Here is a 20,969-nt window from a genome sequence, read left to right as displayed (position 1 = left end):
CATGCAGCGGCTGGACAGCGGCGCACCGATCCCCGCCGATCTGCGCGGGAGCATCATGGCGCTGGGCAATTTCGATGGCTTTCACGCCGGCCATCAGGCGGTCGTCGGGCGGGCTATCGCGCGCGCCCGCGCCGAGGGGCGACCGGCGATCGTCGCGACGTTCGATCCCCATCCGATGCAATATTTCCAGCCGGAGACCCCGCCCTTCCGCCTGACCACGCTCGACCAGCGGCAGGCTCTGTTCGCCGCCGCCGGAGCGGACGCGATGCTGGTGTTCGGCTTCAACGACCATCTCGCCGCATTAAGCCCGGAAGATTTCGTTCGGCTGCTGGCGGTGGAGATGGGCGTGGCGGGCGTCGTCACCGGCCGCGATTTCACCTTTGGCAAGGCGCGCAGCGGATCGACCGCCGCGCTGGGGGAACTCGGCGCGGCGTTCGGCATGGACGCCGAAACGGTCGCGCCCGTCATGGACGGGGCGGGGGAGGTGATCTCCTCCAGCCGCATCAGGAACGCTCTGCGCACGGGGGACTGCACGACTGCCACGCGCCTGCTGACCCGGCCCTTCGCCATTCAGGGTGCGGTCCAGCACGGCGACAAACTCGGCCGGACCATCGGCTTTCCCACCGCCAATATCGACCTGGGCGACTATCTGCGCCCGGCCTATGGCATTTACGCGGTGCGCGCCCTCCTGCCCGACGGCCGTCAGCTTGACGGGGCGGCCAATCTCGGCATCCGCCCGAGCTTCGACCCGCCCAAGGAATTGCTGGAGCCGCATTTCTTCGATTTCGCCGAAAATCTCTACGATCAGCTCATCGAAGTGCAACTGATCCACTTCCTGCGGCCCGAAGCGAAATATGACGGGCTGGACGCGCTCACCGCCCAGATCGCCCGCGACTGCGACGATGCGCGGCAAATCCTTGCGGGGACGCCCCACGTCGCCTAATGCACCGGCACTTTTCTCACCCGTTCGACTTCGCGCAGGGCGAACGGAGATATGTTGATATCGGACCCCCATGACCGACCAGCCCAGCCAAGAAGCCAAAGACTATAAATCCACCGTATTCCTGCCCGTCACCGACTTCCCGATGAAGGCCGGTCTCGCGCAAAAGGAACCGGCCATCGCGGCGAAGTGGGAGGCGATGGATCTCTATGGCAAGCTGCGCGAAAAGCGCGCCGGTCGCGAACGTTTCATCCTGCATGACGGCCCGCCCTACGCCAATGGCGACATCCATATGGGCCATGCGATGAACAAGGTGCTCAAGGACATCATCGTCCGCAGCCAGTCTCTGCTCGGCAAGGATGCGCCCTATGTGCCCGGCTGGGATTGTCACGGCCTGCCGATCGAATGGAAGATCGAGGAGGAATATCGCAAGAAAAAGCTGAACAAGGACGAGGTTCCGCCTTCCGAATTCCGCGCCCAGTGCCGCGCCTATGCCGACAAATGGGTCGATGTGCAGCGCGAGCAATTCAAGCGGCTTGGGGTGATGGGCGACTGGAAAGACCCCTATCTCACCATGAAGTTCGACGCCGAAGCGACCATCGTCGGCGAACTGCTGAAATTCGCGGAAAGCGGCCAGCTTTATCGCGGCGCAAAGCCCGTCATGTGGTCCCCGGTCGAAAAGACCGCGCTGGCCGAGGCGGAGGTTGAGTATGAGGATGTGACGAGCACGCAGATCGACGTGGCGTTCGAGATCGTCGAAGCGCCGAACGCGCCGGAACTGGTCGGCGCGCATGCGGTGATCTGGACGACGACGCCCTGGACGATCCCGGTGAACCAGGCGATCGCTTATGGGCCGGAGGTTGAGTATGTTTTGCTCGACGTCTGGGCGGTTGCCGTGTCTGGTGACGTTGTTCAAGGGCAGGATACGTTGGCGGGCCATGACGATCCGACCATCCAGAATCTTCGCGAGAAGAAAATATTGATAGCAGCAACTCTTGTCGAAGAATTCGAGGAGCGGTTTGTTCGCAGTAGCATTTATAGTTTGGTGGATTGCGGCAAATCGGCTGACCCTTGGTTTACTGAATTGGGCCGCTTCAAAGGCTCCGACCTCGCCGGTGCCGTCGCCCGCCACCCGATGCACGCACTCGGCGGCTTCTTCGCCAAGCCCCGCCCGTTCCTGCCCGGCGATTTCGTCACTACCGATGCGGGTACCGGCCTCGTCCACATGGCCCCTGACCATGGCGAGGACGATTTCGCGCTGTGCAAGGCGCACGGCATCAATCCCGTGTTCGCAGTCGAGGGCGACGGTAAATATCGCGACGACTGGGCATGGCCCGCCGACAAGGAATTGTCAGTCATCAACAAGAAGCTGCTCGCGCCCGATGGCCCGATCTGCAACGATCTGCGCGCGGCCGGTGCCTTGCTGTCGGCACGCAACGATGAAAGCACGCGGCACAGCTATCCACACAGCTGGCGTTCCAAAGCGCCGCTGATCTACCGCTGCACCCCGCAATGGTTCATCCCGATGGATCAACCGGCGAACAGCCGGTTAATCAGCGAGCAAAGCGAGCCGCCGGCCTCGTCTAACGGTCCGACGCTGCGCGAAACCGCGCTCGACGCCATCGCCCACACCCGCTGGGTGCCGGAGCGCTCCACCAATCGCATCCGCGCCATGGTGGAGGGCCGCCCTGATTGGGTGATCTCGCGCCAGCGCGCCTGGGGTGTCCCCATCGCGCTCTATGTCCATCGCAAGAGTGGCGACTATCTCATTGATCCCGCGGTCAATGCCCGCATCATCGCCGCCTTCATGGGTGCGGGCGCGGACGCATGGTTCGGCGCGGATCATCAGGCGCTGCTCGGCCCCGATTACGACCTGAACGACTATGAGGTCGTGAACGACATTCTCGACGTCTGGTTCGACAGCGGCTCGACCCACAGTTTCGTGGTCGAGGCGCGCTATGGCGAAGGCGTGCGCGCCGATCTCTATCTCGAAGGGTCCGACCAGCATCGCGGCTGGTTCCAGTCCTCGCTGCTCGAATCGAGCGGCACGCGCGGCCGCGCGCCCTATGGCGCGGTGCTGACCCACGGCTTCGCGCTTGATGGCACCGGCCGCAAAATGTCGAAGTCGCTCGGCAATGTCGTCGACCCGCTCAAGATCATGGGCGAAAGCGGCGCGGATATCCTGCGCGTCTGGGTCGCCAGCACCGATTATTTCGATGATGTCCGCATCGGCAAGGAAGTGCTCGCTGGCTCCTCCGACGCCTATCGAAAATTACGCAACAGTTTCCGCTACATGCTGGGTGCTCTTTCCGATTATTCGGAAGAGGAGGCCGTGTCCTACGCCGACATGCCGGAGCTGGAGCGCTACATGCTCCATCGCCTGGCAGAGCTGGATGCGGAATTGCGCGGCGTCGTGGACAAGGCGGCGAATAGCGAGATCTGGCTGGAATTCAGCCGCTACACCCGCGCCCTGTTCGACTTCGCCAACAGCGACCTCTCCGCCTTCTTCTTCGACATCCGCAAGGACTGTCTCTATTGCGATGCGAAGTCCGATCCCAAGCGCCGCGCCTATCGGACGTTGCTCGATACGCTGTTCCACGCGCTGATCCGCTATGTCGCGCCAATCATCCCCTTCACCGCTGAGGAAATCTGGCAAAGCCGCTTCCCAAGCAACGAAGATAGCGTGCATTTTCTCGAATGGCCCGAGGTTGACGCCCGCTGGATCGACCGTCATCTCGGCGACAAATGGGCCAATCTGCGCGCCAAGCGTGAAGAGGTGAACGAAGCGATCGAACCGCTCCGCCGCGAAAAGATCGTCCGCTCCAGCCTGGAGGCCGACGTCACCATGGGCGAACTGGTGCCCAGCGACGGTGTGAACTTCGCCGAAATCGCCATCGTCGCCCGCATCGAAATGGGCGTCGGCGACGGCATCATCGTCCAGCCAAGCGAGTGGCACAAATGCGGCCGCTGCTGGCGTCTGCTGCCCGAGGTCGAGGAGGACGGGACGCTCTGCGCCCGCTGCGACGAGGTGGTGTCGGCATGAAGTCGCCCGCCAATCATCGCCCGCTCGGCCTGACCGTGGCGCTCGTCACGCTGCTACTCGATCAGCTAATCAAATATGTCGTAACCTGGCCGCTCGCGCTGAAAGGCCGGATGGACGGGATCGACATCATCCCGATCTTCCGCCTGCGCTGGCTGGAAAATCGTGGTGTTTCGATGGGCTTTTTCCATGCCGACACCAATGTCATGCGCTGGCTGCTCGTGTTGATGACCGTGGTCATCGCCACATTCGTCGCCATATGGATGTGGCGCGAAAAAGCGCGCCCGGACGTGGCGGCGCTCGGGCTGGTCCTGGGCGGGGCGATCGGCAATATCGCGGACCGGATGCGGCTCGGCTATGTGGTCGATTATGCCGATCTGCATTTTGGCGAGTGGCGGCCGTTCCTCATCTTCAATCTCGCCGACGCCGCCATTACCATCGGCGTGCTGATCCTGCTTGCACGCGCGCTGCTGCTGCGCGAGAAGAGCGCAAAGACGGAGTCATCATAATAATGCGTAAACTGATCCTCGCCGCCGGTCTCGTTTCCACCCTGTCCGCCTGCGGCTCGTCGGGCCTGTTCGACCGCGATCGGCCGGATGAATTCGCCGTGTCGCGTCAGGCGCCGCTGGTGATCCCGCCCGATTTCGCGATGGTTCCGCCCGCACCAGGCACGCCTTCGGCTGCTACGGTCGATTCGAAGGCGGCTGCGCTGGACGCGATGTTCGGTGGTCCCGCACCGCGCAGTGGGACCGAAAGCGATGCGCTGACCCGCGCGGGCCGCGCCAACGCGGCTGCCGGTATCCGCTCGTCGGCGGGCGATCCGGGCACCGAAGTCGTGGACAAGGGTGCGACGACGCGCGACATCATCGCCGCGCCCGAAGGCGACGGTCAGGACGCGCGCGCCTCGACCTCGCAATAAGATGAAATGAGAGCGCTGCGTCGATAAGCCGCAGCGCTCGATCGCACGTTCGGCCATGCCTTAAATAAGGCTCAGGCCCGCGCCTCGTTCACGCCCGCGCTGTTGTGGCGCAGTGCCGTCAGCACCGTCTCCACGATTCCTGCCGCGTCCAGCTTGGCGTCGGCATATTGTTTTTCGGGCTTGTCCTGATCCTGAAAAATGTCAGGCAGGCGCATGGTGCGGATCTTGAGGCCAGCGTCTGTCAGGCCCAGATCGCTCGCCAATGTCAGGACATGGGCGCCAAGGCCCCCAATCGCACCTTCCTCGACCGTGACGGCAACCTCGTGGGTCGTCAGCAGCTTGCGAATCAGCGCTTCGTCCAGCGGTTTGGCAAAGCGTAAGTCCGCAACCGTGGTCGAAAGCCCCTTCGCCTCCAGAAGTTCGGCGGCCTTGAGCGCTTCTTCAAGCCGGGTGCCGAGCGAAAGAATGGCGACCTGACGCCCCTCCCGCACGAGGCGGCCTTTGCCGATCGCCAGCCGTTCGGGAACCGTCGGCATATCCACGCCCGTGCCGTTGCCGCGCGGATACCGCACCGCAATCGGCCCGCTGTCATGCACCGCGCAGGTATGGACCATATGAACGAGTTCAGCCTCGTCCGCCGCCGCCATCACCACAAAATTGGGCAAGGTGGCGAGATAGGCGATGTCGAAGCTGCCCGCGTGGGTCGATCCGTCCGCCCCGACCAGCCCGGCCCGGTCGAGCGCGAAGCGGACCGGCAGATTCTGGATCGCCACATCATGCACGACCTGATCATAGGCGCGTTGCAGGAAGGTCGAATAGATCGCGCAAAATGGCCGCATCCCTTCCGCCGCCAGACCGGCGGCGAAGGTGACGGCATGTTGTTCGGCGATGCCGACGTCGAAGATCCGATCGGGAAAGGCTTGCCCGAACTTGTCGAGACCCGTGCCCGATGGCATCGCTGCCGTGATTGCGCAGACGGTTGGATCGCGCTGCGCTTCGGCGATCAGCGCCTGCGCAAAGACATTCGTGTAGCTGGGGGGGCCGGGTGGAGCTTTAGCCTGCGCTCCGGTGATGACGTCAAATTTCTGGACGCCGTGATATTTGTCCGCCGCCGCTTCCGCCGGGGCATAGCCCTTGCCCTTTTGCGTCACGACATGGACGAGACACGGTCCCTCCGCGGCGTCACGGACATTTTCGAGCACCGGGATCAACTGGTCGAGATTATGGCCGTCGACCGGGCCGACATAGTAGAAGCCCAGCTCCTCGAACAAGGTGCCACCCATCGCCATGCCGCGCGCGAACTCGTCGGTCTTGCGGGCTGCGTTGTGGAGCGGTCGCGGCAGCTTGCGGGCCAGTCGCTTGGCGAGATCGCGAAGCCCCAGAAACTCGCGGCTCGACACGAGCCGCGCGAGATAGGCCGACAGACCGCCGACAGGCGGGGCGATCGACATGTCATTATCGTTGAGGATGACGACGAGCCGGTTGCCCGCATCGCGCGCATTGTTCATCGCTTCATAGGCCATGCCCGCCGACATCGCCCCGTCACCGATCACGGCGATGCCCTTGCCGGGGCGATCCTGCATCTTGTTGGCGACGGCAAAGCCCAGCGCCGCGCTGATCGAGGTAGAGCTGTGCGCCGCGCCGAACGGGTCATATTCGCTTTCCGCCCGCTTGGTGAAGCCGCTGAGTCCGCCGCCCATGCGCAGGGTGCGGATGCGGTCGCGTCGTCCGGTCAGAATTTTGTGCGGATAACATTGATGGCCGACATCCCAGACCAGCTTGTCGTTGGGAGTGTCGAAAACATAATGGATCGCGGTGGTCAGTTCGACCACGCCGAGTCCCGAACCAAGATGGCCGCCGGTGACGCCGACAGCCGATATCACCTCCTGCCGCAGTTCGTCGGCCAGTTGGCGCAGGTCGGCAGGGGGCAGGGCGCGCAGATCGGCTGGCCATATGACCCGGTCGAGCAGCGGAGTGGAAGGGTGATCGTTCATCGAAGGCATAGACTCCGCAAGCCGCTAGGCCGTTCCGGTGGCGGGCGCAACGCCGGATTGATCCGCTTCAGGCCGCGCACTTCGCGCAAATGCCCATTATCTCGATTACCGGCCGTTCCGCGATGAAGCCCTGATGGGTGGCGACGGCGCGGACATCGCCCGTCACCTTGTCGTCATCGACATGCGTCGCGGCTTTGCAATGACGGCAGACGAGGAAGATGCAGTCATGCTGGCAGCCTGGATGAGCGTTAGCGATATAGGCGTTGGCGCTTTCCACGCGCATCGCGATATTGTTCGTCACGAACAGGTCGAGAATGCGATACACACTGTTGGGCGCGACGCGCTTCCCGCGATGGCGCGACACTGTGTCGGCGATATCATAGGCCGACGCCGGCTTTTCCTCGGCGGAGAGCGCGTCGAAGATGGCGGCGCGCATCGGCGTCCATTGTTCGGCGCGGGCCTCCAATGTGGCGCGGGCCGCGTCGGCCAGCTTGATGCCGGTCGGCTCCTGATGGTGATGGTGATTGGCCATGATCGTCAACTTATGCCCGGCGGGCGTCCGGGGCAAGGGCGGGAGCGGCGATGGTTTCAGCTCCGCCACGCGATCCAGGCCGTCCACAGCCAGCCGCCGATCAGCAACAGCCCGCCAACAGGCGTCACCGCACCCAGCCAGCGCGGCGCGCCGAACGCCATCGCATAGAGCGTGCCCGCGAAAATCGCCGCGCCGATCAGCAACAGCGCCGCAGGCGCGCGGGCCGACGCGCCCATGCCGAGGATCGCGATCGCGGCGACGGTGTGGATAAGCTGATAAGTGCCGCCCGTGCGTAGCCATTCCGCCGCCTGCGCGCTGGAAGCGCCATGCGCGCCGAACGCGCCCGCGCCGATCGCCAGCGCCGCCGACAATGCGGCAAAGACCATCATCATGGCTTTTCTCCATCCCCCCTCGTCAGCAGCCGCATGCCCCGGCCCGGCAGGAACAACAGGTCCTTGGCCGCGAGCAAGCTGCCATGTTCGATCTGGAGGTCGAGCCGCTGCTGATCATTTTCGCGATATTGCCGTTCGACCTCTTCGATTTCGGCCTGCGGAACGCCGAGCGCGCTCATTGCCTGCACGCCCATGCAGATAGCCGATTCGAACACTTCGCGAACCGTGCCAGCAATGTCGATATGCTCCAGCGCGAGCAACTGCTTGCGATCGAACACGCGGACCAGCAGCGCGGCTTGCGGGAACGCTTCGGCGATCGGCTGGAGCGTGTGCGAATCGAGGTTGGGATCGTCGATGCAGAACGCGATCAGGCTGGCTTCGTCTGCGCCAGCGCGATGGAGCAGGTCGATTCGGGTGCCGTCGCCATAATAGACTTTCGTGTCGAAGCGGCTCGATGATTCGATCTGCGCGGGCTTCTTGTCGATCAGAATGACGCCGAAGCCGTGGCCCATCAGCATTTGCGCGACGGTCTGGCCAAAGCGGCCATAGCCGACGATGATCGCAGTGGCGGGTGGCGCTTCGTCAGGGCCGGGCAGGTCGCGGCCCGATTTGGGCGTCGCGAATTCCAGTCGCCGTGCGAACAGCATCAGGAAGGGCGTCGTTGCCATCGATAGCGTGACGATCGCGCTGAACAGGCTCGCCGCTTCCGGGGCGATCAGATAGGCGTTCTGCGCCTGCGCAAAGAGCACGAAGCCGAATTCGCCGCCCTGGCTGAGCAACAGGCCCGCGCCGATCGCCTGCTTCATGTCCATGCCGAACAGGCGGGCGAGGCCGGTGATGAGCGCCGCCTTGGTCGCGACCAGCATCAGCGCCATGCCTACCACGAAGAGGGGGTTCGCCATCACCGCATGCAAATCGAGCACCATGCCGACCGCGAGGAAGAAAAGGCCGAGCAGGATTGAACGGAACGGCTCGACATCGGCTTCAATCTCATGCCGATAGGGTGAATCGGCCAGCATCACGCCCGCCACGAACGCCCCGAGCGCGGTCGATAAATGGAGGCTGTGCATCAGCGCTGCGGCAGCGAGAACCGTGAACAGTCCGACGGTGACGAACAGTTCGCGCTCGCCAAGGCGGCCGACCATCTGGAGCAACGGTCGCAGGATGAAGCGCCCGGCCAGCACCAGCCCGGCGATCGCGGCCACGGTATAGCCCGCCAGCATCAAGCCCGGTGGACCGGCGGTATCGGCGGGGTTGCGCGACAGGGCGGCGATGATGGTGATGAGCGGAACGATCGAGAGATCCTGAAACAGCAGGATCGAAAAGATCTTCTCGCCAAAGGGGGAGTTGATGCGCCCGCTGCTCTTGAGGCTCGGCAGCACCTGCGCAGTCGAGGACAGGGCGAGCGGCAGGCCGAGCGCGAGCGCCGCGCCCCAGGTAAAGCCGGTGAACAGGAAGATGACGCCCGTCAGCGCCAGGCCGCACAGGATCACCTGAGCGAGGCCCAGCGCGAAGATATCGCGCTTCAGGCGCCACAGGCGGGCGGGGTTGAGTTCGAGGCCGACAAGGAACAGCAGCAGGACGATGCCGATTTCGGCAATGGCCAGCTTCGATTGCCCACCGCCGACAAGACCAAGGCCCTGCGGCCCGACGAGCGCGCCCGCGACAAGATAGCCCAGCACCGCGCCAAGACCGAATCGGCGGAAAATGATGACGAACAGCACGGCCGCACCGAGCAGGATGACGCCTTCGGACAGCAGCATGTCGGTGGCGCTGGCGATCGGGGGATGGCCCTGCATCAGGCGTCGGCCATGCGTGCGGCTTCGGCGATCGCTTCGAAACCCAGGCGTATCGAGGCATGGCGCGCCGGATAGTCGCGCGCCGGGGCGAGCACCGCCAGGCCCGGCCAGAAATCGAGATCGTCGGCCTCACCGCTGAGATAGGCGGCAAGCCGGTCGCGGGCCAGCGCCAGTTCCGCGGCGCTGAGGCCGATGGCGTGGGACGCCATCAGCGCGGCGGAGGCTTGCCCGAGCGCACAGGCCCGCACTTCCAGACCGATATCTGCCAGCTTGCCGCCATCCATCCGCACATCTGCCATGACGCGCGATCCGCAGACGGGCGATCTTTTCTCGACGCTCGCCTGGGCATCGGGCAGCCGGCGATGATGGGGGATGCTGGCGGCCAGCCGGAGAATATCAACATTGTAGAGGGGGGCGCTCATATCGTCCCATGTAGGACAGGAAGGCCGCTGCGAGAAGGCAATGATCCGCGAAATCGGGAAAAGGTCGACGGGGTGGCATTGTGCGGTGATGCCAGCGCGCCTATCGCCGCGCCTGAGCCGGTTGGAGCCTTTTGACTATGCGCATTCTTGTCGACGCCGACGCCTGTCCGGTGAAGGAGGAAATCTACAAGGTCGCCTTTCGCCATGGCGTGCCGGTGACGATCGTCAGCAACAGCCCGATTCGGGTGCCGCCTCATGCGTTGATAGACCGGGTGGTCGTGAGCGACGGGTTCGACGCGGCGGATGACTGGATCGCCGAGCGGGCCGATGCACGCAGCATCTGCATTACCGCCGACATCTTGCTGGCCGACCGATGCCTGAAAGCCGGCGCCGTGGTGATCGGATCGAACGGCAAACCCTTTACCACCAGTTCGATCGGCGGCGCGATCGCAACGCGCGCGATCATGGCCGATCTGCGCGCGGGCGGCGACGCGATCGGCGGGCCACCGCCCTTTTCTAAAGTGGATCGCTCGCGATTCCTGTCGGCGCTGGATGAGGCGCTGGTGCGCCTCAAGCGCTTGCCCTGATGACCGAAGCAGGCTTCGACGCGATCATATTGGGCGCTGGCGCGGCGGGCATGATGTGCGCCGCGACCGCCGGGGCGCGGGGGCGGCGCGTGCTGCTGGTCGATCATGCCGACGCATCTGGGAAAAAAATCCTGATTTCCGGCGGTGGACGCTGCAATTTCACCAACATCCACACCGCTGCCGACCGATTTTTGTCGACCAACCCGCATTTCGCGAAATCGGCGCTTGGACGCTATTCGCCGCAGGATTTCCTGGCTTTGATCGAGAGCCATGGCATCGCCTGGCATGAAAAGACGCTGGGCCAGCTATTCTGCGATGGTTCGGCGGCGCAGATCGTGGCGATGCTGGAGGCGGAATGCGCAAGTGCTGGCGTGACCTTCGCGCTGGGGCAGCCGGTGCGGGATGTGGCGCATGGCGATGGCCTGTTTCGCGTGACGATCGGCGGGCGCGAACATCATGCGCCCGCGCTGGTGCTGGCGACCGGCGGGCCGTCCATTCCCAAGCTGGGCGCGAGCGGTTTTGCCTATGACGTCGCGCGGCAATTTGGCCTGTCGGTGGTGCAGCCGCGCCCGGCGCTGGTGCCGTTGACCTTGGGGCCGGAGGACGCGCTGTTCGCTTCTCTATCCGGTGTATCGGCCGAGGTCGAAGTGCGCTGGGGCAAAGCGCGGTTTCGCGAGGCAGCGCTGTTCACCCACCGGGGGCTTTCCGGTCCGGCCATGTTGCAGATTTCGTCCTATTGGCAGCATCGGACCGCAATCGGCGTCGATTTCCTGCGGGACCGGGGCGGTGAATGGCTGGTGGACGAGAAGCGCGAGCGCCCTAGGGCAAGTCTGCGCCGCACGCTCGCGCAGGCGCTGCCCGAGCGGCTGGCCGATGCCCTGCTGGAGCGGCTGGGCCTGGAAGGCGAACTGGCGAACCTGTCGGACAAGGCGTTGCGGCAGGCCGGTGCACGGCTGCGCGACTGGGCTTTCACGCCGAACGGGACGGAGGGCTATGCCAAGGCGGAGGTCACGGTCGGCGGGATCGCGACGGCCAATCTCTCTTCCCGCACCATGGAGGCGACGCGGATGCCCGGTCTTTATGCCATTGGTGAGGCCGTGGATGTCACCGGCTGGCTTGGCGGCTATAATTTTCAATGGGCCTGGGCGAGCGGATGGGCGGCGGGACAGGCGCTTTGACCCGGTAAAGACGGATCATGGCCTGTTTCGGGCGGAGCGAACACCTATCTGTCTGCCGTTCCTCATTCGGGAGATCGATCATGCAGAAACGGTTTTTGGGCGATGGCGGGCTGGAGGTATCGGCCATTGGCCTTGGCTGCATGGGTTTGAGCACAGCCTATGGCGTGGCGCCCGACAAGGCAGCGGGGATCGACCTGATTCGCGGTGCGGTGGACCGGGGCGTCACCTTTTTCGATACGGCCGAAATCTATGGGCCGTTCATCAATGAGGAACTGGTCGGCGAAGCGTTGCAGCCGGTGCGCGACAAGGTGGCGATCGCAACGAAATTCGGCTTTCGGATCGAGGAGGGCGAGCCATTGGGTCTCGACAGCCGCCCGGCGCATATCCGCGAGGTTGCCGAAGCCTCGCTCCGGCGGTTGAATATCGAGACGATCGATCTGCTGTACCAGCACCGCGTCGATCCCGACGTGCCGATCGAGGACGTGGCAGGCGCGGTGCGCGATCTGATCGCGGAGGGGAAGGTGCGGCATTTCGGCCTGTCGGAGTGCGGCGCAGCCACGGTCCGGCGCGCGCATGCGGTGCAGCCGGTGGCAGCGATCCAGAGCGAATATTCGCTGTGGACGCGCGATCCCGAAACCAACGGCATTCTCGACATTTGCGACGAACTCGGCATCGGCTTCGTGCCGTTCAGCCCGCTGGGGCGTGGCTTCCTGACCGGAGCGATGAGCGATAGAACGACTTTCGCGGAAGGCGACATGCGTGCTGGCCTGCCGCGCTTCACGCCGCAGGCCATGGCCAACAATCAGGCGCTGGTGGACCTGCTGGCCCGGACTGCGGTGGATAAGGGCGCGACGATCGCGCAAATCGCCATCGCCTGGCTGCTGCACCAGCGGCCCTGGATCGTGCCGATACCCGGCACGACCAGGCTGCACCGGCTCGACGAGAATCTGGGCGCGGCCGACGTCGCGCTGAGCGATGCCGACCTGACCGCGATCGGCGTCGCGGCTGCGGCGATCGAGATCGAAGGCGCGCGCTATAGCGAGGCGATGCAAGCGACGGTCGATAGCTAAGGTTCGTCGCGCTCGGTGCCGGGCTGGGTCGGAGCGATACGGGGCGGAGGTGCGCCGGGCGCTTCGGGCGGCTGATCGGTCGGCAGGCGAATCTGCGCCGGGCCGATATTGACCGTCATCCCGCCCTGATCGACGCCGACCGACATATTGCCGAGGCCGCTATCCACGGCGACATTGGCGATGGCGTTGACCAGATCGGGGTCCTGCGTTTCCGCCGGCGCCTGCTCGACCGGCTCGTTGATCGCGCCGGCCATGAAATTGCGCCAGATGCGCGCAGGCACGCCGCCGCCCGCCGCGCCGCCGGGCAGTGGCGTGTTGTCGTCATTGCCAATCCATACCGCGGTAACGAGGCCGCCCGCATAGCCCACGAAAATGGCGTCGCGGCTATCCTGCGTCGTGCCGGTCTTGCCAAACGTGCTGGTGCGCAGCGCCGCCGCGCTGCCGGTGCCGCGATTGGCGGCGGACGATAGGAGATCGCGGATCATGTCGAGCTGATCTCCGTTGAAATGGCGCTGACGATCGAGCAGGCGGGCGACCCAGCCCTGTTCTTCCGGCGGCAGGCCGTGCGCGACGACGGGATAGGCGCCCGCCGCGACCGACGCATAGGCTTCGGCCAGTTCGATCAGCGGGATTTCCGATGTGCCGAGCGCGAGGCTCAGATCCTCCGTCAGCGGCGCTGTGACGCCCAGGTCGCGCGCGACCTTGATGACGGCGTCAACACCGAGCTTCTGCGTCAGCCGCACGGCCGCGACATTGCTGGAGGCGGCGAATGCCTGTCGCAATGTGATGCGGCCGCGGTATTTGCCGCCATGGTTCGTAGGGCGATAGCTGCCGGTGGTGATCGGCACATCGTCGATCATGTCGTCAGGCGTCATGCCGGCGCGGAAGGCGGCGAGATAGACGAACAGTTTGAAGGTGGAGCCGGGCTGACGCCGGGCCTGCACCGCGCGATTGAAGCTGCTCTTCCTATAGTCCTTGCCGCCGACCATGGCGACCACGCTGCCGTCCGGCTTCATCGCGACGAGGGCGGCCTGCGCCTTGCCCAGTGGCGCGCGGCGGATCGCGCTTTCGGCGAGGCGCTGGATGCGGCGGTCGAGCGTGGTTGCGACCTCCTGCGCGCCATAGACCGCGCCGGCGCGGTCGCGCGCCTGAGGCAGAACCCAGTCGGCGAAATAGGTGCCGCTGGTCGGGTCGGGCGTTTCGTGGACGTTGAGGCGGGCTGGCACGAGCGCATTACGCTGGGCCTGCGTGATATAGCCTGCGGCGACCATCGCCTGCGTCACCAGCGCCGCGCGCGCGCGTGCGCCCGAAGGGTTGCTGGTCGGCGCGAGTCGCGAGGGCGCTTTCAGCAGGCCCGCGAGCATCGCCGCCTGCGGGATGGTCAACCGTTCGGGCGGGCGGTTAAAATAATGCAGGGCCGCCGCGCGCAGCCCATAAACATTGTCGCCGAAATAGACGTTCGAAAGATAACGTTCGAGGATCTGGTTCTTGGTCAGCCACGCTTCCAGCCAGAAGGCGATCAGCGCCTCGCGCGCCTTGCGGCCCATCGTCCGGTCGGACGACAGGAACACGCCTTTGGCGAGCTGCTGGGTGATGGTGCTGCCGCCCTGCGACGCGCCATCGGAGCGGATATTGTGCCATAACGCGCGGGCGATACCGCGCGGATCGACGCCCCAATGGCTGTAGAAGCGGCGATCCTCGATCGCCATGAACGCCTGCGGCACATGCGCCGGCAGGTCCGCGATGGCGACCGGCTTGTCGATGATCGCGCCGCGACGGGCGATCAGATGACCGTCATCGGACATCAGGCTGATGCTGGGCGGCGCGATCGGTTTGAGCGAGCGCGAGAGCGGCGCGGTGACGGCGAGCCAGGCGATGGCCACCATCAACAGCGCCAATGCGACCGCGACGCTCCATCCGATCAGGTGCAACGCCCTTTTCCAGCGGGTCGGCGGCGCAAAGGCGCTGGGCGGGCCAGAGCCGAAAGGGAGCGGGGGACTGGATGGCGCGTCGGTGGAGAATTGCGGGTCGGTCATCGTTCCAGCCATGCTGTATTACACAAACTACACAGTCAAGCCTGTCCCACGCCGGGACGGCTGCAAATTAACCATGATTGGGCATGGCCAATATGGTAAATTATTTGTTAACCAAACTGCTATGCGCACTCGTCCCCTAGTCCTTACGACAGAATCAGCCCGTCATCCATTTCGTCAGCGGTTGCCGCGTCATGTGCTGGCCGTGGCATCGGATGTTCCGACCAGCCGAAAGGCGCGCGTTGCATCGGATGACAGCGACTGGAAACTGTTCATGCTGAGCTTCGTGGCTTTTTTCACGGCCTTCTACAGCTTTATCGGCTGACGATCGGCCCGTCGCACGCCTTATGCAGGCGCCAGGCAAGCCAGGCGCAGGGCAGGCATAACAGGGCAACCAGTAGCAGCTGATTGACGACCGAAAGGCCGACGGCGGTCAGCGCGAGCGCTGCCAGCGATCCGATCACCATCGCGCCGGAATTGACGATATTGTTGGCCGCGACCGTGCGCGCCGCTTCGCATTTTTCGACGGTAGTGGTGAGGAAGGCGTAAAGCGGCACCACGAACATGCCGCCAAAGGTCGCGACGCCCAGCAGGGATGCGGAAAGGGGGATCGCCAGCGGATGGGCGAGAAACCCCGCCAGGCTCATCAACCGGCTATTGGGTGCGAGTGGCCAGATGGCGCAGACGATGTGGAAAGCGACGACGCACAAGCCCATTCCGATGACCGACGCCGGAGCGTAGCGCGCCGACACATGGCCGCACAGCAGCCGATTGACGGCAATCGAGCCGATGGCGATGCCGATCGAGAAAATGGCAAGGAACAGGCTGGCGACCGACTTGTCCGCGCCCAGCACATTTTTCACCAGTGGCGGAAAATGGATGAACAGGATCGTGCCGACCGCCCAGAAGAAGCTGATCGCCATGATCGCGAGAAACAAGCGTCTTATGTGCATCGTGCCGCGCACGAGGGTGATCGACGAACGGATGATGTGGAAATCGATCGGTGTTCGTTCGAGCAGCGAAGGCGCGGGCGGCACTTCGCGTCCCGCGATGAAACCAATGCAGGCCGTGACGATGATGCCGAATGCTGCGATCTGCACCGGAATGACGCCAGCGATGATCGTGCCCGCAAGGATGGCGATATAAGTGCCCGCTTCTACCAGTCCGGTGCCACCCAGCACTTCCTCGTCATGCAGATGCTGGGGCAGGATCGCATATTTGATCGGGCCGAAGAAGGTCGAATGCACCCCCATCGCGAATAGCGCGACCAACAGCAGGGGGATAGCGAAGCTGTGGATCGCGACCCCGCTCCAGATAAGGGCCAGGCCGATGGCACCCACGGTCATGATCAGGATTTCCGCGGCCTTCACCCAGCGGATGATGACCGCCTTGTCCCGCTGGTCCGCCATTTGCCCGGACAGGGCGGACAGCAGGAAAAACGGGATGATGAAGATGCCCGTGGCAAGCGCGCTGAACCATGTTTCGGATTTTTCGTCATTATACACCTGATATACGACGAACAGCACCATCGCGTTCTTGAACAGATTGTCGTTGAACGCGCCAAGGAGCTGGGTGACGAAAAGCGGCAGAAATCGCCGTTTATTCAGGAGCCTGAGTGAGGCCTGCATGGGCGAATGGGTCTTCTTGCCTGTGGAGCCGGTGCGCGGTCTAGCGGCAGTTGTCGCATCTGTCCAACGCTCGCTTGCCCGCCGAGTGCGCGCATCTTGTGTGTGTCCACGGACTGTGGCAGTCCGCCGCTATGCTGACGCTGCCCAACCTGCTGACGCTTTCGCGCATCGTCACGGTGCCGTTGCTCGTAGCCTTATTGTGGCCCGCCGAAGTCGGCGCGCGCTGGACGACGGGCTATGCGCTCGCCTTCGCGCTCTATTGCCTGATGGGCATCACCGATTATTTCGACGGTTATCTTGCGCGGGCCCAGGGCGCGGTGTCGAAGCTGGGCATTTTCCTCGATCCGATCGCCGACAAGATCATGGTGGGGGCGGTCATCCTGATGCTGGCGGCCACGCGCGATATCGCCGGCATCCATGTCGTCGCCGCCATGATCATACTTCTGCGCGAGATCGCCGTGTCGGGCCTTCGAGAGTTTCTGGCCGGATTGCAGGTGTCCGTGCCGGTCTCCCGCCTGGCGAAGTGGAAGACGACGTTTCAGATCATTGCGCTGGGCGCGCTCATTCTGGCGGGAGCGGTGCCCGGCTTCCCCTTCGTGCAGACTGTCGGCATCGGGACATTATGGGCAGCGGCGATGCTGACGCTGGTGACCGGATGGGACTATCTGCGCGTCGGCATCAGGCATATGGACTGAGCCATGGCCAAGCTTTCCATCCTCTATTTCGCCTGGGTTCGCGAGGCGATCGGCGCGGACGGCGAGACGGTCGAGCGACCGGCCGAAGGTGCGACGGTGGCAGATCTCATCGCGTCGCTCGCAGCACGTGGCGGGGGCTATGCGCAGGCGCTGGGCGATCCCGACAAGGTGCGCGCGGCGCTCGACCAGCGATTCGTGGCGCTCCACAGCGTCATCGGCGACGCACGCGAACTGGCGCTGTTCCCGCCAGTCACCGGCGGATGAGCGCGGTTTCGATCCAGGCCGGGAATTTTGACGTCGGCGCGGAACTGGCGGCGCTGGAGGCGATGGGCGGTGGTGGCGTCGCGAGCTTCACCGGCATCGTGCGGGGCGAGGGCGGGCTGATCGCGCTGGAACTGGAACATTATCCCGCCATGACGCAGGCACAGGTCGAACGGATCGTCGCGGAGGCGATGGGTCGCTGGCCCCTGATCGGCGTACGGGTAATCCACCGTCATGGGCGGCTGGAGCCGGGTGCGCGGATCGTATTCGTCGGCACGGCCTCGCGGCACCGGACTGCGGCGCTGGAAAGCTGCGCGTTCCTGATCGACTGGCTGAAATCGCAGGCGCCCTTCTGGAAGAAGGAACATTTTGCGGCCGGGTCGCCCCGCTGGGTCGAGGCGCGCGCCGAGGATGAGGCGAAGGCGGAGAGCTGGCGCAGCTGACCGTCAGGCCGCAGCGGCCCTGGCCTGCGTCCCTTTGGCAGCGTCCCGCAAAATGCCGGCGAGCAGATGAAATTCCTTCTCGCGTGGGCTGTTTTTGCGCCACACCAGCGCGATTTCGCGAAAAGCGTGGTCCGAGCGCAGCGGCCGAGCGGTGATCTGGGTATGGTCGAGGATGCCGCCCGCAATCGCCATTTCCGGCAACATGGTCAGGCCAAGGCCATTATCGACCATCTGAACGAGCGTGTGGAGCGAGGTGCCCATCATCGTCGTGCTGGCGCGCAATTCCGGTCGGTTACAGGCGGCGAGCGCGTGATCCTTAAGGCAATGACCATCCTCCAGCAGGAGCAATTTGCTTTCATCGATCATGTCCGGCCCGATACATTCCGGCGGGTCGCGCGGATCGTCGCGCGGGAAAGCGACATGCAGCCGGTCGCGGAACAGGATTTCGCTGTCCAGTTCCCCGGTCGGATAGGGCAGCGCCATCAATACGCAGTCAACATTGCCATGGCGCAGCGAATCGATGGACGCCTGGGTCGTCTCTTCCCGCAAATAGAGTTTCAGTTCGGGCCGATCGGCGCGCAGGCGGGGCAGGAGGCGGGGCAAAAGAAAGGGCGCGATGGTGGGGATAACGCCCATGCGCAACTCGCCGGTCAACGGCTTGCCCGATGCCTGCGCGATGGCGGCAAGCTCCTCTGCCTCACGCAGCACGCGATGCGCCTTTTCCACGATCCGGTCGCCCAGCGCCGTGAAGCGGACAACGCGCCGGGTGCGTTCGACCAGCGTAACGCCGATGAGCGACTCCAACTCGCGTATGCCGGCCGACAGGGTGGATTGCGTGACGTAGCAACTGTCGGCCGCCTTACCGAAATGGCCCTGTTCCTTCAGCGCCACCAGATATTGCATCTGTTTAAGCGTGGGCAGGTAACTAGACATTGATCGGCTTCCTCGATTAGAAAGCCATATATAAGCGGTTTAGCCTATAATCCAAACCATTTGGAAATGCCGAACAAGGAGGTCAGCGTCAGGATGACCCCGACCGACACCAAAAGCACCTTAGGGGCGACATGGCGGGCGAGCATCGCCCCGAACGGCGCGGCAACCACACCGCCGATCAGCAATCCGACGGTATAGGTGGTGAATGTCTCCCAGCCCAGATGGAACAGGAAGGTCAGGCTGATCGAGGTCGTCAGAATGAATTCGACGGTGTTGACCGTGCCGATCGTGTGGCGCGGACTGGACCCTTGAATCAGCAGGTTGGACGTGACCACGGGACCCCAGCCACCCCCGCCGGTCGCGTCGAGGAAGCCACCGAACAGTCCGAGCGGCGTCACCCATTTGGGGTCTCGTTTGTGAGGCGGAAAGTGAAAGCCGCGCCAGATGAGATAGAGGCCGATTGCCGTCAGATAGGCCTGGATGAACGGCTTGATGAAGCTGCCGTCGATGTGGGTCAGCAAATAGGCGCCGGTTACGCCGCCGACCACGCCGGGAATGATGAGGCGGGCGAAAAGTTTCCAGTCGACGTTGCGATGGAGGATATGGCTGATCGCCGATACGCCCGTGGTGAAGGTTTCCGCCGCGTGGACGCTGGCTGACGCCCGGCTGGGCGGCACGCCGAGCGCCAGCAGCAGCGTGCTGGAAATGACGCCATAGGCCATGCCCAGCGCGCCGTCGATGATCTGCGCCCCAAAGCCGATCAGGATGAATGGCAGGATATCGTTGAAATGGGCGATAAAAAAATCAATCATCCGCGGGTCATATCCTGTTTGTCTATCGCCGCGATAGGTATAGCGCGAATGCCGCTGCAATTTTCTGTTTTGCGATATGAAGCTGAAATGTCCGCGCGACTGGAAAATCAGGCGCAACGGGATTATCTATGCGCTTTGAGGGTCAGCTCTTTCAGGGGCGCTTATGCTGCGTGATGTCATTGCCTATCTGGACTCCGTCAAGTCACGGGATCCCGCGCCTCGCTCCCGCGCCGAGATATTGCTGTATCCCGGTGTCTGGTCGCTCGTCTTTCATCGACTTGCGCATCGGCTCTATCGCGCCCGGCTGTTCTTCCTGGCCCGCGCGGTCAATCACCTGTCGCGTTTCCTGACTGGCAACGATATTCACCCCGGCGCGCGGATCGGCAAGCGCTTCTTTATCGATCACGGTTTTACCGTCGTTGGTGAGACGGCGGAGATCGGCGACGATGTGACGCTCTATCAGAATGTGACGCTCGGCGGTACGGATCCCGCCAACGGTATTGCCGGCAAGCGGCACCCGACGCTGGCCGACGGAGTGATCGTGGGTTCGGGCGCGCAGGTGCTGGGACCTATCCAGGTCGGCGCGCGGGCGCGGGTGGGCGCCAACGCCGTCGTGACCAAGGATGTGCCGGAGGGGGCGACGATGGTCGGCATCCCGGCGCGGCAGATGCTGGTGGACGTCACCGCTTATCAACGCGAATTTTTGCCTTATGGGACGCCCTGCTCGGACTGCTACGATCCCGAAACGCAGAAGCTGCAAACGCTTCAGGGTGAGGTCGAACAGTTGCGCAAGCGGCTGGCGCAACTGCTGGACGAGCGCCAGCCCGCCGTCACCGCCGATGCGAGCGCGCCACGGATCGAGGAGCGCGGCCGGGCCTGATGTCCAATGTGACGCCGTTTCCATCGTCGGGAGGCAAAATCGGGCAGATCGGCTTCGATCGTCTGGAATTGCAGCGGATCATGGATTTGTACGGCCGCATGGTTTCGGCGGGGCATTGGCGCGATTACGCCATCGATCTGGGGCGCGAGGCGGCGATCTTCTCCGCGTTCCGCCGGTCCGCCGAACGCCCCGAATATCGCATCGAAAAATGGCCGGCCTTGCGACACCGGCAGGGTATGTGGACGCTGGTCGGCGAGAGCGGCGCGATCCTCAAGCGTGGCCAGGAATTGCAGGGCGTGTTGGCGCCCGTCGAACGCAAACTGCTGCGGATCGTGGATCAGTAACCTTCAGAGTCCGTTTGGAAATGCGCCTTTGGCGCATCCGCACCGGCCCTCACCCCCACCCGACCGC

Annotated in this window: 22 protein-coding genes; 13 read left to right on the top strand and 9 right to left on the bottom strand. The window is 64.1% G+C overall.

Annotated elements, in window-relative coordinates:
- Position 1 precedes the first annotated feature (1 nt).
- The 4 genes from ACODSN_RS10890 (at position 2) to ACODSN_RS10875 (ending at position 4,899) form a co-directional block, all read left to right on the top strand.
- Complete coding sequence (locus ACODSN_RS10890; protein ID WP_489055306.1) at positions 2–943, top strand: bifunctional riboflavin kinase/FAD synthetase; 942 nt, start codon at positions 2–4, stop codon at positions 941–943.
- A 70-nt stretch (positions 944–1,013) separates the two neighbouring features.
- Positions 1,014–3,983 (top strand): isoleucine--tRNA ligase, encoded by a 2,970-nt coding sequence (gene ileS, locus ACODSN_RS10885; protein WP_489055304.1) that lies wholly within the window; start codon positions 1,014–1,016, stop codon positions 3,981–3,983.
- Positions 3,980–4,489 (top strand): signal peptidase II, encoded by a 510-nt coding sequence (gene lspA, locus ACODSN_RS10880; RefSeq protein ID WP_489055303.1) that lies wholly within the window; start codon positions 3,980–3,982, stop codon positions 4,487–4,489. Before ileS ends, lspA begins: the two co-directional genes overlap by 4 nt.
- 2 nt (positions 4,490–4,491) lie before the next feature.
- On the top strand, positions 4,492–4,899 hold the full coding sequence (locus ACODSN_RS10875) for a DUF3035 domain-containing protein (RefSeq protein WP_489055301.1): 408 nt from the start codon (positions 4,492–4,494) through the stop codon (positions 4,897–4,899).
- 71 nt (positions 4,900–4,970) lie between these two features.
- Here ACODSN_RS10875 and dxs read toward each other — a convergent pair whose 3' ends face one another.
- Genes dxs through ACODSN_RS10850 form a run of 5 tightly spaced genes read right to left on the bottom strand, consistent with a single transcriptional unit; the run spans position 4,971 to position 10,038 of the window.
- Positions 4,971–6,902 (bottom strand): 1-deoxy-D-xylulose-5-phosphate synthase, encoded by a 1,932-nt coding sequence (dxs, locus tag ACODSN_RS10870; protein ID WP_489055299.1) that lies wholly within the window; start codon positions 6,900–6,902, stop codon positions 4,971–4,973.
- A 58-nt stretch (positions 6,903–6,960) separates the two neighbouring features.
- The gene (locus ACODSN_RS10865; protein WP_489055482.1) at positions 6,961–7,425 is read right to left on the bottom strand and encodes a Fur family transcriptional regulator; all 465 of its coding nucleotides are present in this window, start codon (positions 7,423–7,425) and stop codon (positions 6,961–6,963) included.
- Positions 7,426–7,481: 56 nt separating this feature from the next.
- The gene (locus ACODSN_RS10860; protein ID WP_489055297.1) at positions 7,482–7,817 is read right to left on the bottom strand and encodes a DUF423 domain-containing protein; all 336 of its coding nucleotides are present in this window, start codon (positions 7,815–7,817) and stop codon (positions 7,482–7,484) included.
- Positions 7,814–9,616 carry a cation:proton antiporter domain-containing protein gene (locus ACODSN_RS10855; protein WP_489055295.1) on the bottom strand — a complete coding sequence of 601 codons (1,803 nt, stop codon included), beginning with the start codon at positions 9,614–9,616 and terminating at the stop codon, positions 7,814–7,816. The genes ACODSN_RS10860 and ACODSN_RS10855 overlap by 4 nt, the downstream gene beginning before the upstream one ends.
- On the bottom strand, positions 9,616–10,038 hold the full coding sequence (locus ACODSN_RS10850) for an iron-sulfur cluster assembly scaffold protein (protein WP_489055293.1): 423 nt from the start codon (positions 10,036–10,038) through the stop codon (positions 9,616–9,618). The genes ACODSN_RS10855 and ACODSN_RS10850 overlap by 1 nt, the downstream gene beginning before the upstream one ends.
- 137 nt (positions 10,039–10,175) lie before the next feature.
- Here ACODSN_RS10850 and ACODSN_RS10845 point away from each other — a divergent pair, with 137 nt between their 5' ends.
- The 3 genes from ACODSN_RS10845 to ACODSN_RS10835 all read left to right on the top strand — a co-directional run bounded on the left by ACODSN_RS10845 (position 10,176) and on the right by ACODSN_RS10835 (position 12,873).
- A complete protein-coding gene (locus tag ACODSN_RS10845) occupies positions 10,176–10,625 on the top strand; it encodes a YaiI/YqxD family protein (RefSeq protein ID WP_489055292.1) in 450 nt (149 codons plus the stop codon).
- Positions 10,625–11,803, top strand: a complete 1,179-nt coding sequence (locus tag ACODSN_RS10840; RefSeq protein ID WP_489055290.1) for a BaiN/RdsA family NAD(P)/FAD-dependent oxidoreductase — start codon at positions 10,625–10,627, stop codon at positions 11,801–11,803. The genes ACODSN_RS10845 and ACODSN_RS10840 overlap by 1 nt, the downstream gene beginning before the upstream one ends.
- An 80-nt stretch (positions 11,804–11,883) precedes the next feature.
- Positions 11,884–12,873, top strand: a complete 990-nt coding sequence (locus tag ACODSN_RS10835) for an aldo/keto reductase (RefSeq protein ID WP_489055288.1) — start codon at positions 11,884–11,886, stop codon at positions 12,871–12,873.
- On the opposite strand, the gene ACODSN_RS10830 is transcribed toward ACODSN_RS10835, so the two are convergent.
- The gene (locus tag ACODSN_RS10830; RefSeq protein WP_489055286.1) at positions 12,870–14,921 is read right to left on the bottom strand and encodes a transglycosylase domain-containing protein; all 2,052 of its coding nucleotides are present in this window, start codon (positions 14,919–14,921) and stop codon (positions 12,870–12,872) included. The genes ACODSN_RS10835 and ACODSN_RS10830 overlap by 4 nt on opposite strands.
- 109 nt (positions 14,922–15,030) lie before the next feature.
- Between ACODSN_RS10830 and ACODSN_RS10825 the strand changes: the two genes are divergently transcribed.
- Positions 15,031–15,231 carry a hypothetical protein gene (locus ACODSN_RS10825; protein ID WP_489055480.1) on the top strand — a complete coding sequence of 67 codons (201 nt, stop codon included), beginning with the start codon at positions 15,031–15,033 and terminating at the stop codon, positions 15,229–15,231.
- Here ACODSN_RS10825 and ACODSN_RS10820 read toward each other — a convergent pair.
- Positions 15,221–16,534 carry an MFS transporter gene (locus ACODSN_RS10820; protein WP_489055284.1) on the bottom strand — a complete coding sequence of 438 codons (1,314 nt, stop codon included), beginning with the start codon at positions 16,532–16,534 and terminating at the stop codon, positions 15,221–15,223. The two genes, ACODSN_RS10825 and ACODSN_RS10820, sit on opposite strands and share 11 nt — an antisense overlap.
- A 131-nt stretch (positions 16,535–16,665) precedes the next feature.
- On the opposite strand from ACODSN_RS10820, the gene pgsA reads away from it, so the two are divergent.
- From pgsA to ACODSN_RS10805, 3 genes are read left to right on the top strand one after another with little or no spacing between them, the layout of a single operon-like run.
- Positions 16,666–17,229, top strand: a complete 564-nt coding sequence (gene pgsA / locus ACODSN_RS10815; RefSeq protein WP_489055283.1) for a CDP-diacylglycerol--glycerol-3-phosphate 3-phosphatidyltransferase — start codon at positions 16,666–16,668, stop codon at positions 17,227–17,229.
- Positions 17,230–17,232: 3 nt separating this feature from the next.
- Positions 17,233–17,493 (top strand): molybdopterin converting factor subunit 1, encoded by a 261-nt coding sequence (gene moaD / locus ACODSN_RS10810; protein WP_489055281.1) that lies wholly within the window; start codon positions 17,233–17,235, stop codon positions 17,491–17,493.
- Complete coding sequence (locus ACODSN_RS10805; RefSeq protein ID WP_489055279.1) at positions 17,490–17,933, top strand: molybdenum cofactor biosynthesis protein MoaE; 444 nt, start codon at positions 17,490–17,492, stop codon at positions 17,931–17,933. Before moaD ends, ACODSN_RS10805 begins: the two co-directional genes overlap by 4 nt.
- Positions 17,934–17,936: 3 nt before the next feature.
- Here the strand turns inward: ACODSN_RS10805 and ACODSN_RS10800 are convergent, their stop codons facing one another.
- Together ACODSN_RS10800 and ACODSN_RS10795 are read right to left on the bottom strand one after the other, a co-directional pair.
- Positions 17,937–18,866: a hydrogen peroxide-inducible genes activator gene (locus ACODSN_RS10800; protein WP_489055277.1), complete on the bottom strand. Its 930-nt coding sequence runs from the start codon at positions 18,864–18,866 to the stop codon at positions 17,937–17,939.
- A 44-nt stretch (positions 18,867–18,910) separates the two neighbouring features.
- Positions 18,911–19,678 (bottom strand): sulfite exporter TauE/SafE family protein, encoded by a 768-nt coding sequence (locus ACODSN_RS10795; protein WP_489055275.1) that lies wholly within the window; start codon positions 19,676–19,678, stop codon positions 18,911–18,913.
- 163 nt (positions 19,679–19,841) lie between these two features.
- On the opposite strand from ACODSN_RS10795, the gene epsC reads away from it, so the two are divergent.
- Entirely contained in the window at positions 19,842–20,558 is a 717-nt protein-coding gene (gene epsC / locus ACODSN_RS10790) for a serine O-acetyltransferase EpsC (protein ID WP_489055273.1), read from the top strand.
- Positions 20,558–20,902, top strand: a complete 345-nt coding sequence (locus ACODSN_RS10785; protein WP_489055271.1) for a DUF2794 domain-containing protein — start codon at positions 20,558–20,560, stop codon at positions 20,900–20,902. The genes epsC and ACODSN_RS10785 overlap by 1 nt, the downstream gene beginning before the upstream one ends.
- Positions 20,903–20,969: the final 67 nt, after the last annotated feature.

Source organism: Sphingobium sp. FG11 (assembly GCF_057809915.1).
Note: the sequence above shows the minus strand (reverse complement) of the source record. Positions and strands in the feature narration are given on the sequence as shown.

Bases quoted from the DNA above. Each gene is read 5' to 3' on its own strand.
- ACODSN_RS10890 (WP_489055306.1), top strand. From the start codon at position 2: ATGCAGCGGCTGGACAGCGGCGCACCGATCCCCGCCGATCTGCGCGGG.
- ileS (WP_489055304.1), top strand. From the start codon at position 1,014: ATGACCGACCAGCCCAGCCAAGAAGCCAAAGACTATAAATCCACCGTA.
- lspA (WP_489055303.1), top strand. From the start codon at position 3,980: ATGAAGTCGCCCGCCAATCATCGCCCGCTCGGCCTGACCGTGGCGCTC.
- ACODSN_RS10875 (WP_489055301.1), top strand. From the start codon at position 4,492: ATGCGTAAACTGATCCTCGCCGCCGGTCTCGTTTCCACCCTGTCCGCC.
- dxs (WP_489055299.1), bottom strand. From the start codon at position 6,902: ATGCCTTCGATGAACGATCACCCTTCCACTCCGCTGCTCGACCGGGTC.
- ACODSN_RS10865 (WP_489055482.1), bottom strand. From the start codon at position 7,425: ATGGCCAATCACCATCACCATCAGGAGCCGACCGGCATCAAGCTGGCC.
- ACODSN_RS10860 (WP_489055297.1), bottom strand. From the start codon at position 7,817: ATGATGATGGTCTTTGCCGCATTGTCGGCGGCGCTGGCGATCGGCGCG.
- ACODSN_RS10855 (WP_489055295.1), bottom strand. From the start codon at position 9,616: ATGCAGGGCCATCCCCCGATCGCCAGCGCCACCGACATGCTGCTGTCC.
- ACODSN_RS10850 (WP_489055293.1), bottom strand. From the start codon at position 10,038: ATGAGCGCCCCCCTCTACAATGTTGATATTCTCCGGCTGGCCGCCAGC.
- ACODSN_RS10845 (WP_489055292.1), top strand. From the start codon at position 10,176: ATGCGCATTCTTGTCGACGCCGACGCCTGTCCGGTGAAGGAGGAAATC.
- ACODSN_RS10840 (WP_489055290.1), top strand. From the start codon at position 10,625: ATGACCGAAGCAGGCTTCGACGCGATCATATTGGGCGCTGGCGCGGCG.
- ACODSN_RS10835 (WP_489055288.1), top strand. From the start codon at position 11,884: ATGCAGAAACGGTTTTTGGGCGATGGCGGGCTGGAGGTATCGGCCATT.
- ACODSN_RS10830 (WP_489055286.1), bottom strand. From the start codon at position 14,921: ATGGCTGGAACGATGACCGACCCGCAATTCTCCACCGACGCGCCATCC.
- ACODSN_RS10825 (WP_489055480.1), top strand. From the start codon at position 15,031: ATGCGCACTCGTCCCCTAGTCCTTACGACAGAATCAGCCCGTCATCCA.
- ACODSN_RS10820 (WP_489055284.1), bottom strand. From the start codon at position 16,534: ATGCAGGCCTCACTCAGGCTCCTGAATAAACGGCGATTTCTGCCGCTT.
- pgsA (WP_489055283.1), top strand. From the start codon at position 16,666: ATGCTGACGCTGCCCAACCTGCTGACGCTTTCGCGCATCGTCACGGTG.
- moaD (WP_489055281.1), top strand. From the start codon at position 17,233: ATGGCCAAGCTTTCCATCCTCTATTTCGCCTGGGTTCGCGAGGCGATC.
- ACODSN_RS10805 (WP_489055279.1), top strand. From the start codon at position 17,490: ATGAGCGCGGTTTCGATCCAGGCCGGGAATTTTGACGTCGGCGCGGAA.
- ACODSN_RS10800 (WP_489055277.1), bottom strand. From the start codon at position 18,866: ATGTCTAGTTACCTGCCCACGCTTAAACAGATGCAATATCTGGTGGCG.
- ACODSN_RS10795 (WP_489055275.1), bottom strand. From the start codon at position 19,678: ATGATTGATTTTTTTATCGCCCATTTCAACGATATCCTGCCATTCATC.
- epsC (WP_489055273.1), top strand. From the start codon at position 19,842: ATGCTGCGTGATGTCATTGCCTATCTGGACTCCGTCAAGTCACGGGAT.
- ACODSN_RS10785 (WP_489055271.1), top strand. From the start codon at position 20,558: ATGTCCAATGTGACGCCGTTTCCATCGTCGGGAGGCAAAATCGGGCAG.